Below are 15,337 nucleotides of genomic sequence, written 5' to 3' on the forward strand. Positions count from 1 at the left end.
TGCCGGTGATGCGGTACGGCAGCCGGTCGCGCAGCAGCTCGGCCGTCATCCCGGCCGCGCTCCAGCTCCGCATCATCAAGGAGATCGACGCCGTGCCGGCCTCACCGACCACCGTGACCGACAGGTCCCACAACGGCGGCTGGGCGTAGCACGCGACAAGGCGCCCACCCGCTGCCGCGGTGGACGCCCGCACGCCCTTCTCAGCCGAGCTCGGTGGGCACGACCGTCAGCTCTGCGATGTTGACCCGGGCCGGCACCGCCACCGAGTACGTGATGGCGTCGGCCACGTCTTCCGCGGTGATGGTCGTGATGGCCGTGCGCATGTCGGCCAGTCCGGCCCGAGTGGCCTCGTGTGCCATGTCGTCACCGAGCTCGGTGACGGCGAAGGCCGGGTCGACGGACCGCACCCGTACACCGCGAGGCCCCAGAGAGACACGCAGGTTGCGGGTCAGCTGGCTGACCGCCGCCTTGGTCGCGCCGTAGACCGGGTAGTCGACGAAGATCACTTCCGCCGCGATCGAGCTGAGGTTCACCAGGTCCGCAGGCCGTCCGGCTTCGGCCGCGTCGAGCAGGTCCGCGACGAAGGCCCGGCCGGTCGCCAGCAGACCCCGCAGGTTCACGTCGATCATCTGGTCCCACTCGGCCGTGTCCGCTTCGTCGAACGGCGCCCCGAGCATCACCCCCGCGTTGGCGACGACCAGGTCGGGCCGGCCCAGGGCGGCGCGGATCGTCGACGCGGCGTTGGTCAGTGCGACGGAGTCGGTGACATCGACCGCGAGCGGCAGGGCTTCGGCGGAGTATTCCTTCCGCAGGGTCGCGGCGAGGTCGTCCAGCCGCCCGGATCGCCGGCCGAGCAGGGCGACCGCCGCTCCGGCAGCGGCAAAACGGTGTGCGGTCGCGGCGCCGATCCCGGCGCTGGCTCCGGTGATCACCGCGACCCGCCCGGCAAGCGGACCCGGACCCGCACCCGTACCCGCAAGCACACCGGCAACGGGCAGGGACAAGCTGTCTGAAGCGTTGTTCGTCATGAGTCCGAGCATGTTCGGTGAGCCGGAGGCCAACCAGGGCGGTCTTATCCGGGGTGCGCCACACCCAGGTCACCGATCGCGTGCGCGCCTATCGTTGTGGCATGGACAGCGGCAGCGAGGCCCATGAGGCCAAGTCCTTCCACCACCACCAGGTCGGCGAGCTGACCCTGACCTACGACTCGTTCACCGTCGACGGAGCGACGGACCAGCAGCAACGAGCCGATCTGCGACCGGCCGAGGCGGTGCTGGACACGGGGTCGCTGGACTGGCTGCGCGCGGCGCTCGGCGAGCAGAAATGCTGAGGTGAGGCGTCATAGTCCTGCTGCCTCATACCCGTCTGCCGCCCGACGCGAAGCCGCAGCAGTCGCCAGCCGGAAGTCGTCGGCAAAAGCACAGAAGTAGCCGTCGACTGACCGGATCGTCGCCTCTAGCCCCTGCGATGCCTACGCCGGGACCGATAGTCTGACTGCTGGTCAGGAAGGGCGGGCCCGGAGAGTTGCTCACCAACCCCCGGCGAAGCCCTTCACAACAATGGGGGAAGGGGCCACACCGGCATGCCCTAAACAGCCGAAATCAGCCGCACCAGTCCGACTTGCTTCATTTTTCTGGTCGACCAGTCAACCTCCATGTCCGATCCGATCGGCGGTGACGACCCCACCAGGAAATCCGATGTGGTGGCCGATGCCATCAATCGGCTACTGACCGAACTGTCAGTCAAGTGCGCCAAAGAGGAAGGCGTACGCGACTATTTTCATATCGCGGTGATCGGTTACGGAAGTGCTGTGGGCTCCGCTTTCCAAGGAGAACTCACCGGACGCGACCTGGTGCCTCTGAGCGAGGTCGCCGACGCACCCGCGAGAATCGAAAGCCGGGCGAAGAAGGTATCGGACGGTGCCGGAGGCCTGGTCGAAACCACGGTGCAATTCCCGCTCTGGATGGATCCTGTCGCACAGGGCGGTACTCCGATGAATCGTGCGCTCAAGTACGCCGAAACCCTGGTGGCGGGCTGGACCGAGCGCTATCCCGGCAGCTTTCCGCCCATCGTTCTCAATCTGACCGACGGAGAGTCGACCGATGGTGATCCCGCCGCGTCGGCGGCCGCGATCACAGCGCATGCGACGGCTGACGGCTCCGTGCTCCTGTTCAACCTGCACGTCTCCGCGGCCGGCGGTGCTCCCAGCGCGTTCCCTGACTCGGACGCCGACCTGCCGGACGACTACGCTCGCGCACTGTTCGCCATGTCGAGCCCCTTGCCCACGCACATGCGCTCTTATGCCGCCTCCCAGGGGCAGCGCGTAAGCGAGAGCACCCGCGGTTTCGTCTACAACGCCGACGTCACGTCCGTGGTCCAGTTCCTCGACATCGGCACCCGCGCCACCGAACTCCGGTGACTTCGAGCGGCCTTTATGTCACTCAGCTCCTCGCGCCCAAGAACGGCAGCACAGAAGCCGAGTGCGAGGATGCCGCCCACGTCGTCCCAGCTCCGCGGTTCGACGAACTGGTCGATGCCCCACTGGCCGTGGGCATGTCCGACGGAGCGACGGAAAGCGTCCTGGCCAAGGACTGGGCACACCTGTTGGCCCAGTCCGCCGCTCAACACGCCGGGGAGGACGAGCACGTCTTCCGTAGTGGGCCTTCCTTTGAGTCGTTCGCTCGAAACACCGTTTCCCTCTGGAAACCGTGGCTCGAAAAGTACATTGAGGGACGCGCCGCGGAGGGGAATCCCTTGAAGTGGTATGAGCAGGCGAAACTCGCCAGCGGAGCGTCCGCCACCTTGCTGATGCTGCGCATGGATCCGGTACCAGAAGGCGGCTGGCGCTGGCGTTGCGCCGCGTTGGGTGACAGCTGTCTCTTTCACGTTCGGGACGGAAAGATACTCAGGTCCTTTCCTGTGGAAGATGCAGACGAGTTCGGCGTCACTCCGAGACTTTTCAACAGCCTCAATCACGACAGCGCGCTGCTCTCTGCCCGCACCCTGTTCGCTGAGGGCAGCTGCGAAGCCGGTGACCGCCTGCTCCTCATGACCGACGCGCTCGCCCACTGGTTCCTTTCCGCCGCCGATCACGCGTCCGTTCTGGGTGAGCTTTCGGATTTCTCCGGCCCTCATGACGGACCTCGTTTCTCGGACTGGCTTCAGAGACTTCGCTCGGAAGGCGCACTCCACAACGACGACGTGGCCGTCGTACGCATAGATGTCGAAGGGCAGTGAGGCGTGAGCACTGTGCAGGGGCCGCTGGCCTTTCCTTCTGGCCGGGAGTACCAGGAGGCTCTCCAGAACACCGCAGTGTGCTTTCAGGATCTCGACCTGCGCGGAGCCCGGCCACAGGTCAACAAGCTCGGTCTCCCCCGCCCCATCTCCGGACAGTTCGCGAGCGTCTTCTCCCTGACGTCCACCGTCGGCCGACGGTATGCCCTGAAGTGTTTCACCTCTCACGTGCGCGACCAGCAGGACCGTTACGAGGCGATCAGCAGCAAACTTTCCGGTATCGCTCCGGGTTCGCTCTCACAACCATGGCGGATCGGCTTCGACTACGTACCGGAGGGCATTCTTGTCAATGGGTCGCGCTTTCCCGTCCTGAAGATGGACTGGGTGGAGGCCGTGACCCTCTCCAACTGGCTCGATCATCACTACACGGACAGCGCGGCGGTGCTGGCACTCGCCGAGCGGTTCGCCCAGCTCACCACGGATCTTGCCGCGCACGACATCGCGCACGGCGACCTGCAGCACGGAAATCTGCTGGTGGCACAGGACAGCACTTTCCGGCTGGTCGACTACGACGGCATGTTCGTACCGGCGCTGAACGGACGCCACAGCACGGAACGCGGACACCGCAACTACCAGTCTCCGGCCCGGGGAGACGACGACTTCGACGGTACCCTCGACCACTTCTCGAACTGGGTCATCTATCTCGCCCTGCACGCCGTCGCCGCTGATCCGTCCTTGTGGACACGCCTCCACGAACCGGACGGTGAGTACCTCCTGCTGACGGAGGACGACTTCAAGAACCCTGCCGGGTCCGTTCGTCTCCCCACTCTGCTCAGCCACACCAATAGCACTGTGCGTGGCCTGGCAGAGCAGATCAAGGCACTGGCCTGGCAGCCGTTGTCACTCGTCCCACGTCTCTCGGTGGCGGTCGCTCCCCCGCCCGGGGCTCACACCCCCGGCCCCCGGGCGGGTACGGGACGTCGACCGGACTGGCTCAACAGTCATGTCACCGCGACCACCACCGCGTCCAGTACTGGCGTATCCGCGCCGCCGGCTGGCTCACTTCCGGGCAAGTACACGCAGCGCCGTGCCGCGGACGTGCTGCTCGGACTCCTGCTGCCGCTGGCTGTGCTGACACCGAGTGCCCCCGCTCTGGCCGAGCTGGTGTCTCCGCTCGTCACAGCACTCTCCTACGGCGGAACTCTGGGTGTCACAGCGTTCACCACCCGCGCGACCCGTTACACACGTCCGGAAACCAAGATCCTGCGCGCCCACCTGAGCCAACTCCGGGAGAAGCGGCGTGCCACGCTCGGCCCCGTCAGGGAGGCTGATCAGCTCCAGCGGAAGCGGCAGGAGTTCGACGCTTCGGAGATCGCCCGAAGGAGTCAGCTCACGGCCGCTCAGACAAAGCTGGAGCGCTCCCATGAGAAGGCCGTCAAGACGGCGGAGAAGAAGAAGGTCCAGGACCAGCAAGCCATCGACAGGGGCATCGCCTCCCTCGCAGGGCAGCGCCGGACGACTCTGGACCAAGCTTTGGCGAGCTACCGCAAGGAGTTCATCGACGCCGAACTGCGTAGGGTCCGCCTGCACGAGAAGGAGTTGACCGGCATCGGACGGTCACTGGTCCAGGCCCTGGCCACGCAAGGAGTCCGAACGGCGGCTGACTTCACCGGCATCACTCTGGTCAGTGCCGGTGGTCGGTACAACAGCGTAACGGGACTGATCAATGCGGCCGACGGACGCAGACTCGACATCAAGGGCATCGGTGAGAACCGCGCCAGAACCTTGGAGTCGTGGCGGATACGGCAGTACGCCCGTGTCTCCTCTCGCGCACCGTCAAGCCTGCCCGCGGCGAGGCGCCAGTCCATCGAAGCCGACTTCGTACAACGTGAGGCAGACCTGTCCCGTCGGCGTCGGGCGACGGAGACGACAGCCCGCACAGCGCGCGAGGACGCGGGAAGGAAGCTGAGCTCGGGACTTGCCCGGCTCACCGGTGAAGACCAGCTCGCCGCCAGGCACGCCTCTCAGCAACGTCAGCAGTTCGCCCAGCGAGTCAGACAACTCGGTGATCCACACGGCCGGTTGGCCGCGGTCGAGGCCGAGATCGCGGCGGCCAGGCGGTCGGCACGGGCGCTGTCCTCGCTCCGGTATCTGCGCTTCGCCCTCATCGGCCGCTGAGCCGCCCCGTCACACGCTCCGCTCGGCCGGCCCACACATGCCAGGCAGGCAGCCGCACCCCGTTCGGCAGCAGGGCCGCATGGCTGAGGGCGAGCCTCAGGTGGCGAGCGACCTCCACTCCGGCCGACGCCCCATGGTCCAGCTGGACCTGGGCCGCGCCCGTACCCCGGCGGACGTCGAAGTCACAGGGATAGCCGTCGGTCGTGATGTTCCGGTCGAGCAGGACTCCGGAGATCTCGTCCGTCAGCAGGAGTTGAAGGCGGTCACCGACAAGCTCGTGCTGCTGTCCGGATTCCGCCCCGAACGGAAGCAGCGCGGCTTTGTCCTCAGCCGCGTCCAGCAGCGCATGTGGCATTCCCGCACGGGCCGACCAGAAGTCACGGTCGCCGGCCACGATGAGGTGCGAACGGGCGCGGGTGATGGCCACGTTCCAGAGGTTGATCTCGCGGCAGAGCCAGTTGACCGCGCTGGGGCGCATTCTCGCGCCCGCGACGAGTGACAACAGGATCACGTCCTGCTGTCCTCCCTGGAACGTGTGCACCGTACCGACCCGTACCCGCGACTCGTGCTTCCAGCGTTCGGCGATCAGGTCTTTCTGGGCGCGGAAAGGGGTGACGACCCCTACCGTCGAGCCTTCAGGCAGCCGCTGCAGCAGTCGCTCCACCGAAAGGTGGACGCGCTCCGCCTCCTCCTGATTCGCCCACGACCCGTTGCCGCCTCTGCGTGCTGTTCCCACCACATCGAGCCACTGAACCGCGTCGACTCCGTCGAGGCGTCGCAACGACCGGGGTTCGGTGAGGACGGTCAGCCGACCGCCGTAACAATGGCGGTTGGAGATGCCGATGATGTCCGGGTGACAACGGAAGTGCTCCTCCAGCAGCAGAGTTTTCCCGGCCGCATGGGCAGCCGCATGGAACGAGGAGTAACGGCGGTGCTCAAGCCGGTGCTCGTCCAGCCAGCTCGCGCGCAGCCCCGCCCCACGGTGTGCCTCGGCCTCCTGCCGGGGCTGAAGTGTGGTGATGTGCTGCAACTGCATGGGGTCACCGATCACCAGAGCCCGCCGCGCGCGAAAGAGCAGGGGCAGCACATCCGGCGTGGAGCACTGGCTCGCCTCGTCGACGATGACCAGGTCGAAGAGGGCGGCCCGGTCCCGGAAGCGCCGGGGGGACCTTGCGGTGACGGCCCAGCCCGACACCTGCGGCATGATCCGCTCCAAGGCCGACCACTGCCGCGGTGATCGTGACTTCACGGCTTCGATGCGATCGTGGATGGCAGCACGCGCGGTCGTCGCCTGCTCCGCCACCGACGCCTGCAGCAATGCCGCCGCCGTCTCCCGAACCCGCCGATCGGTCTCCCGGAGCATCGTCAGGAGCTGGGCGTCGTCCGCTACCGCGTCGGCTTCGGTGCTTTTCTGCCGCCAAGCTGCCTCGGCTTCCGCGAAAGACAGTAGGTCGGCGAAATCCTGGCGCCCTGCAACCTGTACTGACAGCGGGGCGAGACCGCGCAGGCATCGGCTTCGCAGCCACCCGCCGAAGATCCCGAGGCGGACCGCTGTCCGGGCCCGGCGCAACCACCGGCCGAGGGATACATCGTCGCCCAGGGCCGTAACCAGCGTCTGAGGGTCGCCATGGTGTTGTTCGGCGTACGAGAAGCGAAGTTGGCCGAGATCGGCCAACTCCCGTTCCCGACAGGCGACCTCCGCGAGTTGACGACGGAGCGCCTCCTGCTCCCGAAGCTGGTTCCGTAATTCTCCCCTGTGTATCTGGGAAGACTGGTGGGGCCGGACGCTGCGGGTCAACTGCTCCAGCGTCCGCAACTCTTCCTCGACAGCGGCCTGATTGCCGGTACGTACGAGCAGGCCCGGCGCCAGGGCTTCGCAGCGCTCCCAGACCTCGTCCACCGCCTTGTTGTTGGTCGACGCGACGAGCACGGTCTGGCCGGCCGCTCTGGCCGTGGCGACCGCGTTGACGATGAGCTGGCTCTTCCCGGTGCCGGGCGGCCCGGTGGCGACGGTGAGCCTGCGGACCATGGCGGCCCGGATGACCGCTTCCTGTCCTTCGTTCAGTTCCAGTGGAGCTACCACCTGCACGTCCTGCTCGGCGCTCCCGTCCGCTCCTGGCTCCGCGCGCCCGGATAACGCCCCGAGCGCGGTGTCGGCGAACTGTCCGACGCTCCTCTGCAGCGTTCTGTAGTCCTTCATCAGCTGTGCGGTGGCCGCCGAGTCCGACCGTGCGGCGAAGACGACCGCCACATTGCGGGCACCCTCGTGCGCGGCGTACAACGAGCTGCCGTCGCCGAGCGATCCGGGGTCGAGGTGCTCCGTGTCGGGCAGCCCCAGCTCCTGCAACAGGCTGCGCAGGTCACGGACCATGTCCTCCCGGAAGCCCGGCCGCCAGTTGGGCTGGTAGGCGGCGAGCAGTTCCTTGCCCTCGTCCTTGCCCAGCCGGTCGAGGACAAGTTTGGGATGCAGGACGATCGGCCCGGTGGGCGTCACCACACTGCGTCCCTGCGGATCGCGTTCGACCTCGATCTGACGCATGGCGAGCGGCGCGCACACCTGCCGCTTGCCGTCGTAGAGGACGGCGACGGGGTATCCGTACCAGAGGTCGGCACCGTCCTTGTGGGCATGCTCGGCGAGATCCACGACGCGTTCCGGCGCTTGCACCGTGGCTTCCATGCCGGAGAGCAGGACTTCCTCCCCTGCCGGCCAGACCGCGCGTGGGGGATCACTGCCCACCAGTGGGAGCAGTTGGTCGGTGGAGTTCTCCGCTTCCAGACAGTGCTGGTAGTACGTCAGCAGTCCGGCCCAGTCGGTGTCGGTGAAGGCGGAGTCGTCGTGTATTGCCTCAGTGGACTTGACCGGTGCCGGCGTCACCCCTCCCGCACCGTCGGTGACCGCTGTGAGCCCGGCGGGCAGCGGCTTGAGGGCAGGGATCTGACGGCCGGTGGAGGCATCGGCGAGATAGATGTCCCCGGTCACCTGAAGACTGGACTGGGTCGGTGTCTGCCGGCGTCCGTCAGGGGCTTTCCGCAAGTCACGGCTGATGTACCGGAACAGGTCGTTCGCCGAGACCTGCCCATCACCGTCCAGGTCCGCCTGTCCCGAGTGCAGGCCTTCGACCATCGCTCTGGTGAACTGCGAGGGCTGGTCCGCATCGGTGGTGAACGCCTGCTCCCAGTGCTGCGACGCGGTGATGACGTGCACACCGCTGGCCTCGACCACAGGTGAGGTGGCCGAGTGTGATGCTCCCTTGCTGCGAAAGCCCTGCACCGCGCTGCCGCTGAAACAGCAGTCGAGCAGCAGGACTTTGCGCCGAGCGGGGCATTTCTCCAACTGGTCGGTCACGTAGGAGGCTTCGAGCGCGGTCTGCTGGAGCCGGTCCGCCTCGGTGTCCGTGGTCACGTAGTAGAGCTGACCGTCTTCACGGTCGTACGCCCCGTGGCCGCTGAGATAGAGCACCACCAGTTCGTCCGGCTCACGGTCCCTGAGGAACTGTTCGACGGCCTGCTTGATCGCGGCCTTCGACGAGTCCTCGACCCGTACACACTTCTCGTACCTGCCGACCGCCGGCATCTCCAGAACCTGGCTCAGGTAGTGGAGGTCTGCGCGCACAGCAGACAGGGCGGGGAAGTTGACGTCCTCATAGACGGCGGTGCCCACGAGTAAGGCATGCTTGCGGCTCATCGCTCGTCCGCCGGGCCGTCGCCCTGGTTACCCTGACCACCCTGCAGGGACTTCACCTCACGCCCGGATACTCCGCCCTGAAACTCCGTGACCGTTCCGTCGGCATGCACAACACGCACCTTGCGGCTCTTCCGCACCTCGACCCACGCCTTGATGGCCGTCCTCGCCAGCGCGAGAGTGCCCGTGGTGAGGATGAGGACGACTTCCGGGGTCAGCAGTTCTGTCCCTTTCGCGCCCTCAGTGGCTTGCGGCGCTTCGGGCGGAGCAAAGCGCACCTGGGCACCGTCCAGCCCCCTCAGAACCTCACGCAGCTCTCGCGCTTCGAGCTCCGCATGCCGCGGGTCGGCGCCGAACACCTGGATTCGCGCGGACTCGATCTCGTCGGACATGTTCCCCCTAGTACTGCCAACTCGCCTGCCCTGAAAGGGAATTACGAGTGATGCTGATTTTCCGTCACCCTAGTGAGTTTCCCCGCCGCCATGCCCCTGGCGCCCAGCGCCTGCGTCGTTCACCCTCGTCCCGGATCCGCAGAATCCGGTACAGCGGCTCACCCAGATCCGCCCACCTCTCCAGGGCGCCCCGGTCCACCAGGCGAATCCCATAGCGTGGGCCGCTGGCCCTCGCGGCTGCCGTAAAGCCTCCGGTCGTGACGATCACCGCGAATTGGGCACCGTGGTCGTGGCGATACGTGCCGTTGACCCGCTGCACATCCTGGTCCCCGACCCTTCGGTCCGGACGCAGCCGCTTGCACTGCACGACGACTCGTCGTTGCGAACGATCGACGACGAGGACGTCGGCGCCCTTGTCCCCCGCTCTGCCCACATGCTCCGCGGTCAGCCCGTCCCGGCGCAGCAGGGAACAGATCGCCAGCTCGAACGCCCGGGGGTCCAAGGCATCGAGATGTGCCAGCGAATAGCGCACGGGCCCCGCGGGAAGCGCCGAGCGCCCAGCCCATCTCTGTACCGCCAGCCGCCCAGGCTTCAGGCCCACCCCCACCGCCACGGCGGTCAGTGCGATGCCCGTCCGCGCCGGCCACTGCTCGGCCGCCTGCCACAGACCGCTGACCACGGCCAGGGCGCCCGTGCCCCACACCCACCAGGGAATGGCGGCCCACCCTCCTTGGCTCCGCCTGCGGCGCATCAGGCGACCAGGCCGAAGAGCGCCCACATACCGAAGGCCAGACCGAACAGCCCGAGGCCCGCCAGGTCGGTGATCGTGATCAAGGTGAAGGTATGGTCCCGGCAACGCGCGAACAGCCCCCTGCGTCTGCGGCGACAGGGCCGGTGGAAGGCTGTGGGTCCCCCGCAACGCGACACCAGCGCGGTGCCGCCGAGCACCAGCAACCCCACGACGAGCAGCATCGGATCCCCCCGTTCCCCGACCCAAGCCTCCATCAGTAGCGGGAAAGTCTCCGTCCCGGCCAGTGCTTCTTCAGCCGAACCAGCGGAAATGGTGGCGCGTTGGAGCGCTGCCAACGCTCTTTGCTCGCGTGTCCCCCGCGCGCACCTCAGGCCGACGGTTGCGGCTTGACGCACGGCTTACCCGCTGTCGTCGGCCACGGCTAGGATTCACCGGGTCCGTGACGTGGCGGAAACGGCATGTAAGGCCAGGAACGGAGCGTGGCCGGGGACAGCGCATGCGGCAAGGCCGGTGGACCACGGTCACCGAGTCCGAGTTCGACCATGAACACCGTGGCCTGGAAGCCATCCGGGAGAAGCTGCCGGACGCTGATCCCTGGCGGGCGTGGTCGAACTTCACGTTCACCGCCCACACCGGTCACGTCCGCGAGGTCGACCTGCTCGTCGTCGCCCCCGGCGGCGTCTACATGATCGAGCTCAAGGACTGGCACGGCTCGGTGACCAGCGAGAACGGCACCTGGGTGCAGACCACCCCCGGGGGCCATCGACGCCCGCACGGCAACCCGCTCCATCTCGTCAACAAGAAGGCGAAGGAACTGGCCGGGCTGCTCGGCCAGAACGGCAGGCGGGTGTGGGTCGGCGAGGCCGTCTGCTTCACCGACGGCGGCCTGCGCGTCCGGCTGCCGGCCCACGACCAGAACGGCGTCCACACCGTCGACGAGCTGGTCGCGACGCTGAAGCAGCCGCCGCGCGACGAGCGACGCCGCATCACGGCCATCGACTCCCGTGAGATCAAGACCGCGCTCGACCGGATCGGCATCCGGCGCAGTGACGCCGAGTACAAGGTCGGCCCGTACGAGTTGGACCGTAAGTCCTTCGACTCCGGTCCGACCTGGGCCGACTACAGCGAACTGCCCGAGGTGCCGCGTGTCCGTGTCTACCTGAGCGAGCGCGGGTCGGAGGCGTCGATCCGGCGGTCGGTGGAGAGCGCGGCCCGTCGTGAGGCGGCGGTGCTGCAGCGGTTCAAGCATCCCGGCGTCGTCCAGCTCAAGCAGTACTACCCGTCCGGGCATTCCGCGGGCCCCGCCCTGATCTTCGACTACGATCCGCGCACGCTGCGCCTGGACGAGTACCTGCTCCAGCACGGCAAGGGCCTCGACATCCTCGGCCGGATGGCACTGGTCCGTCAGCTCGCGGAGACGATGCGTTCCGCGCACTCCGCCCGCATCCACCACCGGGCGCTGGCCGCCCGTGCCGTTCACCTCATCCCCCGTGACCGGGGCCGGCGCGGACAGACGGTCGGCGAGGACGCCGCCTGGCTTACCCCCCCGTCTGGAGATCTCCGACTGGCAGATCGCCACCCAGCGCGCCTCCGGCACGGACGGCGACAGCGGGCAGGGCGTGACCCGCTTCGCACCGACCGCCCTCTCGGCGATGCACCTGGCGGAGGGCTCCGACCCGTACTTCGCCCCGGAGCTGACCGCCCTCAAGGCCGACCCCGTCTACCTCGATGTGTACGGCCTCGGCGTCCTCACCTATCTCCTCGTCACGGGCCAGGCCCCTGCCGCGAGCCAGGCCGAGCTGCTGGCCCGGCTGGAGGCGGGCGAGGGCCTGCGCCCCAGTTCGCTGGTCGACGATCTCTCCGAGGACATCGACTTCCTCGTGCAGGCGGCGACCGCCTACCGGCCCGGACAGCGCCTGTCCTCGGTGGACGAGTTCCTGGAGATGCTGGAGATCGTCGAGGACGGACTGACCGCGCCGACCTCTGCGCCGCCCGACCCCGAACCGGCCGAGGCCCGCGAGAAGGACCCGCTCGAAGCGGTGGCCGGCGACGTCCTCGGCGGACGCTGGGAGGTCCGGCGCCGCCTCGGTACCGGGTCCACCAGCCGGGCCTTCCTGGTCCGCGATCTCCAGGCCGAAGCGCGCAAGTCCCGGCCGCTGGCCGTCCTCAAGGTGGGTCTCTCGGACGGCAGGGGCCAGGTCCTGGTCCAGGAGGCCGAGGTGATGAACCGGCTGCGCCCCGACTCCCGGGTGATCCGGCTCGTCGAGCCGGAACCCCTGCGCATCGAGCCACGTACGGTCCTCGCCCTGGAGTACGTGGGCGACGAGCGCGAGGCCACCGACCCGGACGCCGAGACCCCCGACTCCGCAACCGGCACACGCACCCGCCGCCGCGAGGAGACGGTCGCACGCCAGTTGCGCGAACACGGGCGCCTGAAGATGGACCAGTTGGAGGCGTACGGCGACTACCTGTTCGGCGCCGTGGACTTCCTGGAGGGCGAGGGCGTCTGGCATCGCGACATCAAGCCGGACAACATCGCCATCCGCATCCGCCCCAACCGCACCCGCGAGCTGGTCCTCATCGACTTCTCCCTGGCGGGCTATCCGGCCAAGGACTACGAGGCGGGCACCGACGGCTACCTCGACCCGTTCATCGGCTCCCTGACCCGCACCGCGTACGACTCGCACGCCGAGCGGTACGCGATCGCCGCCACCCAGTGGTGGCCACCTTGCCGCCGGCGCCTCAGCTCGCCGTCCACAGCTCTTTCATCGTGCGTCGTTTATGATCTGGTGCCGGAACCCGCTGGAAGACGCCTGGGGAGATCCGGTGAATGCAGTCGACACCGTATCGGTGGAGAAGCGACAGCTCCCGCTCGTCGAGCGGGCCGGGGACCAGCACGGCAAGCCGGTCTGCGGGAAGTGGACTGTGCGGGGCGTAGTCCAGCAGTTGGGAAAGGGCATCCCGCACGTACGCGTGCCCGGTGCGGCTTTTCGCCTCGATCACCTCGACACCGTCGGGCCCTTCCAAGTAGATGTCACAAAGACCCGCAGGAGAGCGGAAGCGCCCGGCAGCGGTGGCGAGTGTGCCACAGAACTCCGTGACCAGCGGCTGCTCCTCACGCCGGTAGAGGGTCGTCACCGCCGCACGATCGAAGCTGACGGTCGGGGTATGTTGCCGCTCCAGTTCGGCTCGCCGGGTCAAAACTGGGCCGGGGGCGGGCGGCTCGTCAATACCAAGCTGCTCCAGAACTGTCCTGGTGGTTATACGCAGACCTTCTATGGCAGAGCGTGCTTTGTCGCCCTCCAGCACCAGCTGACCGGGAAATCCATAGTTGTCGGCATACTTGATCAGCCTGGCCAGCACCTCGTACGGAATGTCGGCCGGCACGAAGTCACGCAGGCTGTAAACCGTTCGCCAGCTCTCGCCTCCCGGATGGGGAGGCCACAGCTCGTCGGCGAACTCCCCGTTGGCGAATATCGCGCCGACCTCGCCGACAGCCAGCACCTTCTTCATCCCGGTGAACAGCGCCACGTCGCCCGTGCGGACCTTGGCCATCGCCTTGTCGTGGCTCGGCTTGGCACCCCAGAAACGGGCCGCGCCCGCAGGATGAAGGTGGGTGAGTCGCTCGATTTGTTGGCGCGTCAGATGCCGCGCCAGCTCTCCTTGGAGGAAGGGCACTTCTCGTTCGAGGGTGTCGTTCCAGTGCTTGCGCGATTCCTTGCTCCCGTACGCCGGGCATATGAGCACGCGCGCTTCCTGCTCGGCGTTCGATATGGACTCCGCCGCGTTCTGAGCAAGATCAGATATACCCATGCGGTGATCGTAGCCAGCCCCGAACCACTTGAAGGCTGCACCGACGCAGCGAGAGAAGACGATCGGCCGACGGCGCTGGAGTTCCCTCCGTGGCACCTCGGCGTCGGGCGGCACGAGCCCTACGCTGACGTCCGACCACCTCGGCCAGAGGACGGGCGCAGTACCGCCAGAAGCAACCCACCGGCTACAACAACGGCCCCGCGATCCGAACAAACTGCAGGGCCGTTGTCCTGCCTGGTCAGGTGCTCAACTCCCCGTCCCTGAGCGCCGAGACGAAGAAGACCCAGCTGGTAGCCGGAAACACGAGAGCCGGGCCCTGCGAAACCTTGCTGTCCCGTACTGGGACGGCAGCGGCAACGTCGTCAGAGATTTCGACGCAGGCGCCACCATCCGAGTTGCTGTACGAGCTTTTGCGCCACGTCACGACGCTCAGGTCGATGGATCGCACGGTACTTCCTCCAACATGCGCAGGAGCAACTTCCTTGACTCGACCAGGGACAGAGCCAGGTCACGTACCGCATCGTAAGCATCTTGCAGCTTTTCAACCGCCGCGCTGTCCTCAATCAGGTCGCCACGGTGCGCGTTCTCCGTGTACGCCACCGTACGTCCGCCCGGCAGCCGCAGGAACCACACGTCGGTGCTATCGAGCCCGTAAGGGCCAGCGCTGAACGGCAACACCTGGACGGCGACGTTCCGGCGCTTTGTCACCGCAATGAGGTGCTCCAACTGCCCGCGCCACTCCTGAGCGTTCAGCAACGCCGTCCGCAAGACCGCCTCGGAAAGAATGGTCCGGAAGCGGGGCGCGCCCTCCCCCTCCAACAGCTCCCGCCGCCCCATCCGAGCCTCGACCTGCTGCTCCAGCTCCTTACCCTTGAGCCCACCCGCCGCCAGCACCTCCCGCGCATACCCCGGCGTCTGCAACAACCCCGGCAGCACACTCACCGCGAAGTGCCACAAACTCACCGCCTCCGCCTCCAGCGCCATGTACCGCCGGTACCGCTCGCGGAACTGCGTATGGTCCCCGGCGGCCAGCTCCCACAGCGCCAGCAACAGCCCCGGCGTCCCGTAGTGCGTGTCCAGCGCCTGGACGACCTCCGGGCTGCCCAGCGTCTCGCCCTTTTCCATCTTGCCGAACAACGAGTAGTCCCAGCCCAGCCGTTCGCCGAGCGCCCGCAGGCTCGTCCCGCTCGACGCCCGTAACGTCCGCAACTCCTCGGCGAACCGCTGACGGGGTTCCTGACTGCGACCGGTGATGACGCGTCGCTGCGGCATGCCGCTCCCTCCGGG

12 protein-coding genes and 1 pseudogene are annotated in these 15,337 nt (G+C 67.4%); 5 read left to right on the forward strand and 8 right to left on the reverse strand.

Going from position 1 to position 15,337, the window contains the following annotated elements:
- Positions 1 to 200 precede the first annotated feature (200 nt).
- Positions 201 to 1,028 carry an SDR family oxidoreductase gene (locus tag AB0D14_RS26755; RefSeq protein WP_362783697.1) on the reverse strand — a complete coding sequence of 276 codons (828 nt, stop codon included), beginning with the start codon at positions 1,026 to 1,028 and terminating at the stop codon, positions 201 to 203.
- 101 nt (positions 1,029 to 1,129) lie between these two features.
- Here AB0D14_RS26755 and AB0D14_RS26760 point away from each other — a divergent pair, with 101 nt between their 5' ends.
- The 4 genes from AB0D14_RS26760 to AB0D14_RS26775 all read left to right on the forward strand — a co-directional run bounded on the left by AB0D14_RS26760 (position 1,130) and on the right by AB0D14_RS26775 (position 5,412).
- A complete protein-coding gene (locus AB0D14_RS26760) occupies positions 1,130 to 1,330 on the forward strand; it encodes a hypothetical protein (RefSeq protein ID WP_362783700.1) in 201 nt (66 codons plus the stop codon).
- 324 nt (positions 1,331 to 1,654) lie between these two features.
- A complete protein-coding gene (locus AB0D14_RS26765; protein WP_362783703.1) occupies positions 1,655 to 2,419 on the forward strand; it encodes a vWA domain-containing protein in 765 nt (254 codons plus the stop codon).
- Positions 2,416 to 3,237, forward strand: a complete 822-nt coding sequence (locus AB0D14_RS26770; RefSeq protein ID WP_362783706.1) for a hypothetical protein — start codon at positions 2,416 to 2,418, stop codon at positions 3,235 to 3,237. The genes AB0D14_RS26765 and AB0D14_RS26770 overlap by 4 nt, the downstream gene beginning before the upstream one ends.
- Positions 3,238 to 3,240: 3 nt before the next feature.
- Complete coding sequence (locus AB0D14_RS26775) at positions 3,241 to 5,412, forward strand: hypothetical protein (RefSeq protein ID WP_362783709.1); 2,172 nt, start codon at positions 3,241 to 3,243, stop codon at positions 5,410 to 5,412.
- Here AB0D14_RS26775 and AB0D14_RS26780 read toward each other — a convergent pair.
- From AB0D14_RS26780 to AB0D14_RS26795, 4 genes are all read right to left on the reverse strand, one after another.
- Positions 5,399 to 9,097: an AAA domain-containing protein gene (locus tag AB0D14_RS26780; RefSeq protein WP_362783712.1), complete on the reverse strand. Its 3,699-nt coding sequence runs from the start codon at positions 9,095 to 9,097 to the stop codon at positions 5,399 to 5,401. The genes AB0D14_RS26775 and AB0D14_RS26780 overlap by 14 nt on opposite strands.
- On the reverse strand, positions 9,094 to 9,486 hold the full coding sequence (locus tag AB0D14_RS26785) for a hypothetical protein (RefSeq protein ID WP_362783715.1): 393 nt from the start codon (positions 9,484 to 9,486) through the stop codon (positions 9,094 to 9,096). The genes AB0D14_RS26780 and AB0D14_RS26785 overlap by 4 nt, the downstream gene beginning before the upstream one ends.
- A gap of 64 nt (positions 9,487 to 9,550) precedes the next feature.
- Complete coding sequence (locus AB0D14_RS26790) at positions 9,551 to 10,237, reverse strand: restriction endonuclease (protein ID WP_362783718.1); 687 nt, start codon at positions 10,235 to 10,237, stop codon at positions 9,551 to 9,553.
- Complete coding sequence (locus AB0D14_RS26795; protein WP_362783721.1) at positions 10,237 to 10,458, reverse strand: hypothetical protein; 222 nt, start codon at positions 10,456 to 10,458, stop codon at positions 10,237 to 10,239. The genes AB0D14_RS26790 and AB0D14_RS26795 overlap by 1 nt, the downstream gene beginning before the upstream one ends.
- Before the next feature lie 275 nt (positions 10,459 to 10,733).
- Between AB0D14_RS26795 and AB0D14_RS26800 the strand changes: the two are divergent.
- Positions 10,734 to 12,945 (forward strand): annotated as a pseudogene (locus tag AB0D14_RS26800) (NERD domain-containing protein); the annotation flags it as partial.
- A 34-nt stretch (positions 12,946 to 12,979) separates the two neighbouring features.
- Here the strand turns inward: AB0D14_RS26800 and AB0D14_RS26805 are convergent.
- From AB0D14_RS26805 to AB0D14_RS26815, 3 genes are all read right to left on the reverse strand, one after another.
- Positions 12,980 to 14,050: a hypothetical protein gene (locus AB0D14_RS26805; RefSeq protein WP_362783973.1), complete on the reverse strand. Its 1,071-nt coding sequence runs from the start codon at positions 14,048 to 14,050 to the stop codon at positions 12,980 to 12,982.
- A gap of 238 nt (positions 14,051 to 14,288) precedes the next feature.
- Positions 14,289 to 14,498, reverse strand: coding sequence for a DUF397 domain-containing protein (locus AB0D14_RS26810; RefSeq protein WP_362783723.1), 210 nt, complete (start codon positions 14,496 to 14,498; stop codon positions 14,289 to 14,291).
- Positions 14,480 to 15,322: a helix-turn-helix transcriptional regulator gene (locus AB0D14_RS26815; RefSeq protein WP_362783726.1), complete on the reverse strand. Its 843-nt coding sequence runs from the start codon at positions 15,320 to 15,322 to the stop codon at positions 14,480 to 14,482. Before AB0D14_RS26815 ends, AB0D14_RS26810 begins: the two co-directional genes overlap by 19 nt.
- Positions 15,323 to 15,337 lie beyond the last annotated feature (15 nt).

Source organism: Streptomyces sp. NPDC048484, assembly GCF_040651415.1.
In the GTDB taxonomy this organism is placed as follows: domain Bacteria; phylum Actinomycetota; class Actinomycetes; order Streptomycetales; family Streptomycetaceae; genus Streptomyces.

What these genes read in the sequence shown, in the direction of transcription:
- AB0D14_RS26755 (WP_362783697.1), bottom strand. Translation starts at nt 1,028, where the DNA reads ATGACGAACAACGCTTCAGACAGCTTGTCCCTGCCCGTTGCCGGTGTG.
- AB0D14_RS26760 (WP_362783700.1), top strand. Translation starts at nt 1,130, where the DNA reads ATGGACAGCGGCAGCGAGGCCCATGAGGCCAAGTCCTTCCACCACCAC.
- AB0D14_RS26765 (WP_362783703.1), top strand. Translation starts at nt 1,655, where the DNA reads ATGTCCGATCCGATCGGCGGTGACGACCCCACCAGGAAATCCGATGTG.
- AB0D14_RS26780 (WP_362783712.1), bottom strand. Translation starts at nt 9,097, where the DNA reads ATGAGCCGCAAGCATGCCTTACTCGTGGGCACCGCCGTCTATGAGGAC.
- AB0D14_RS26785 (WP_362783715.1), bottom strand. Translation starts at nt 9,486, where the DNA reads ATGTCCGACGAGATCGAGTCCGCGCGAATCCAGGTGTTCGGCGCCGAC.
- AB0D14_RS26790 (WP_362783718.1), bottom strand. Translation starts at nt 10,237, where the DNA reads ATGCGCCGCAGGCGGAGCCAAGGAGGGTGGGCCGCCATTCCCTGGTGG.
- AB0D14_RS26795 (WP_362783721.1), bottom strand. Translation starts at nt 10,458, where the DNA reads ATGCTGCTCGTCGTGGGGTTGCTGGTGCTCGGCGGCACCGCGCTGGTG.
- AB0D14_RS26805 (WP_362783973.1), bottom strand. Translation starts at nt 14,050, where the DNA reads ATGGGTATATCTGATCTTGCTCAGAACGCGGCGGAGTCCATATCGAAC.
- AB0D14_RS26815 (WP_362783726.1), bottom strand. Translation starts at nt 15,322, where the DNA reads ATGCCGCAGCGACGCGTCATCACCGGTCGCAGTCAGGAACCCCGTCAG.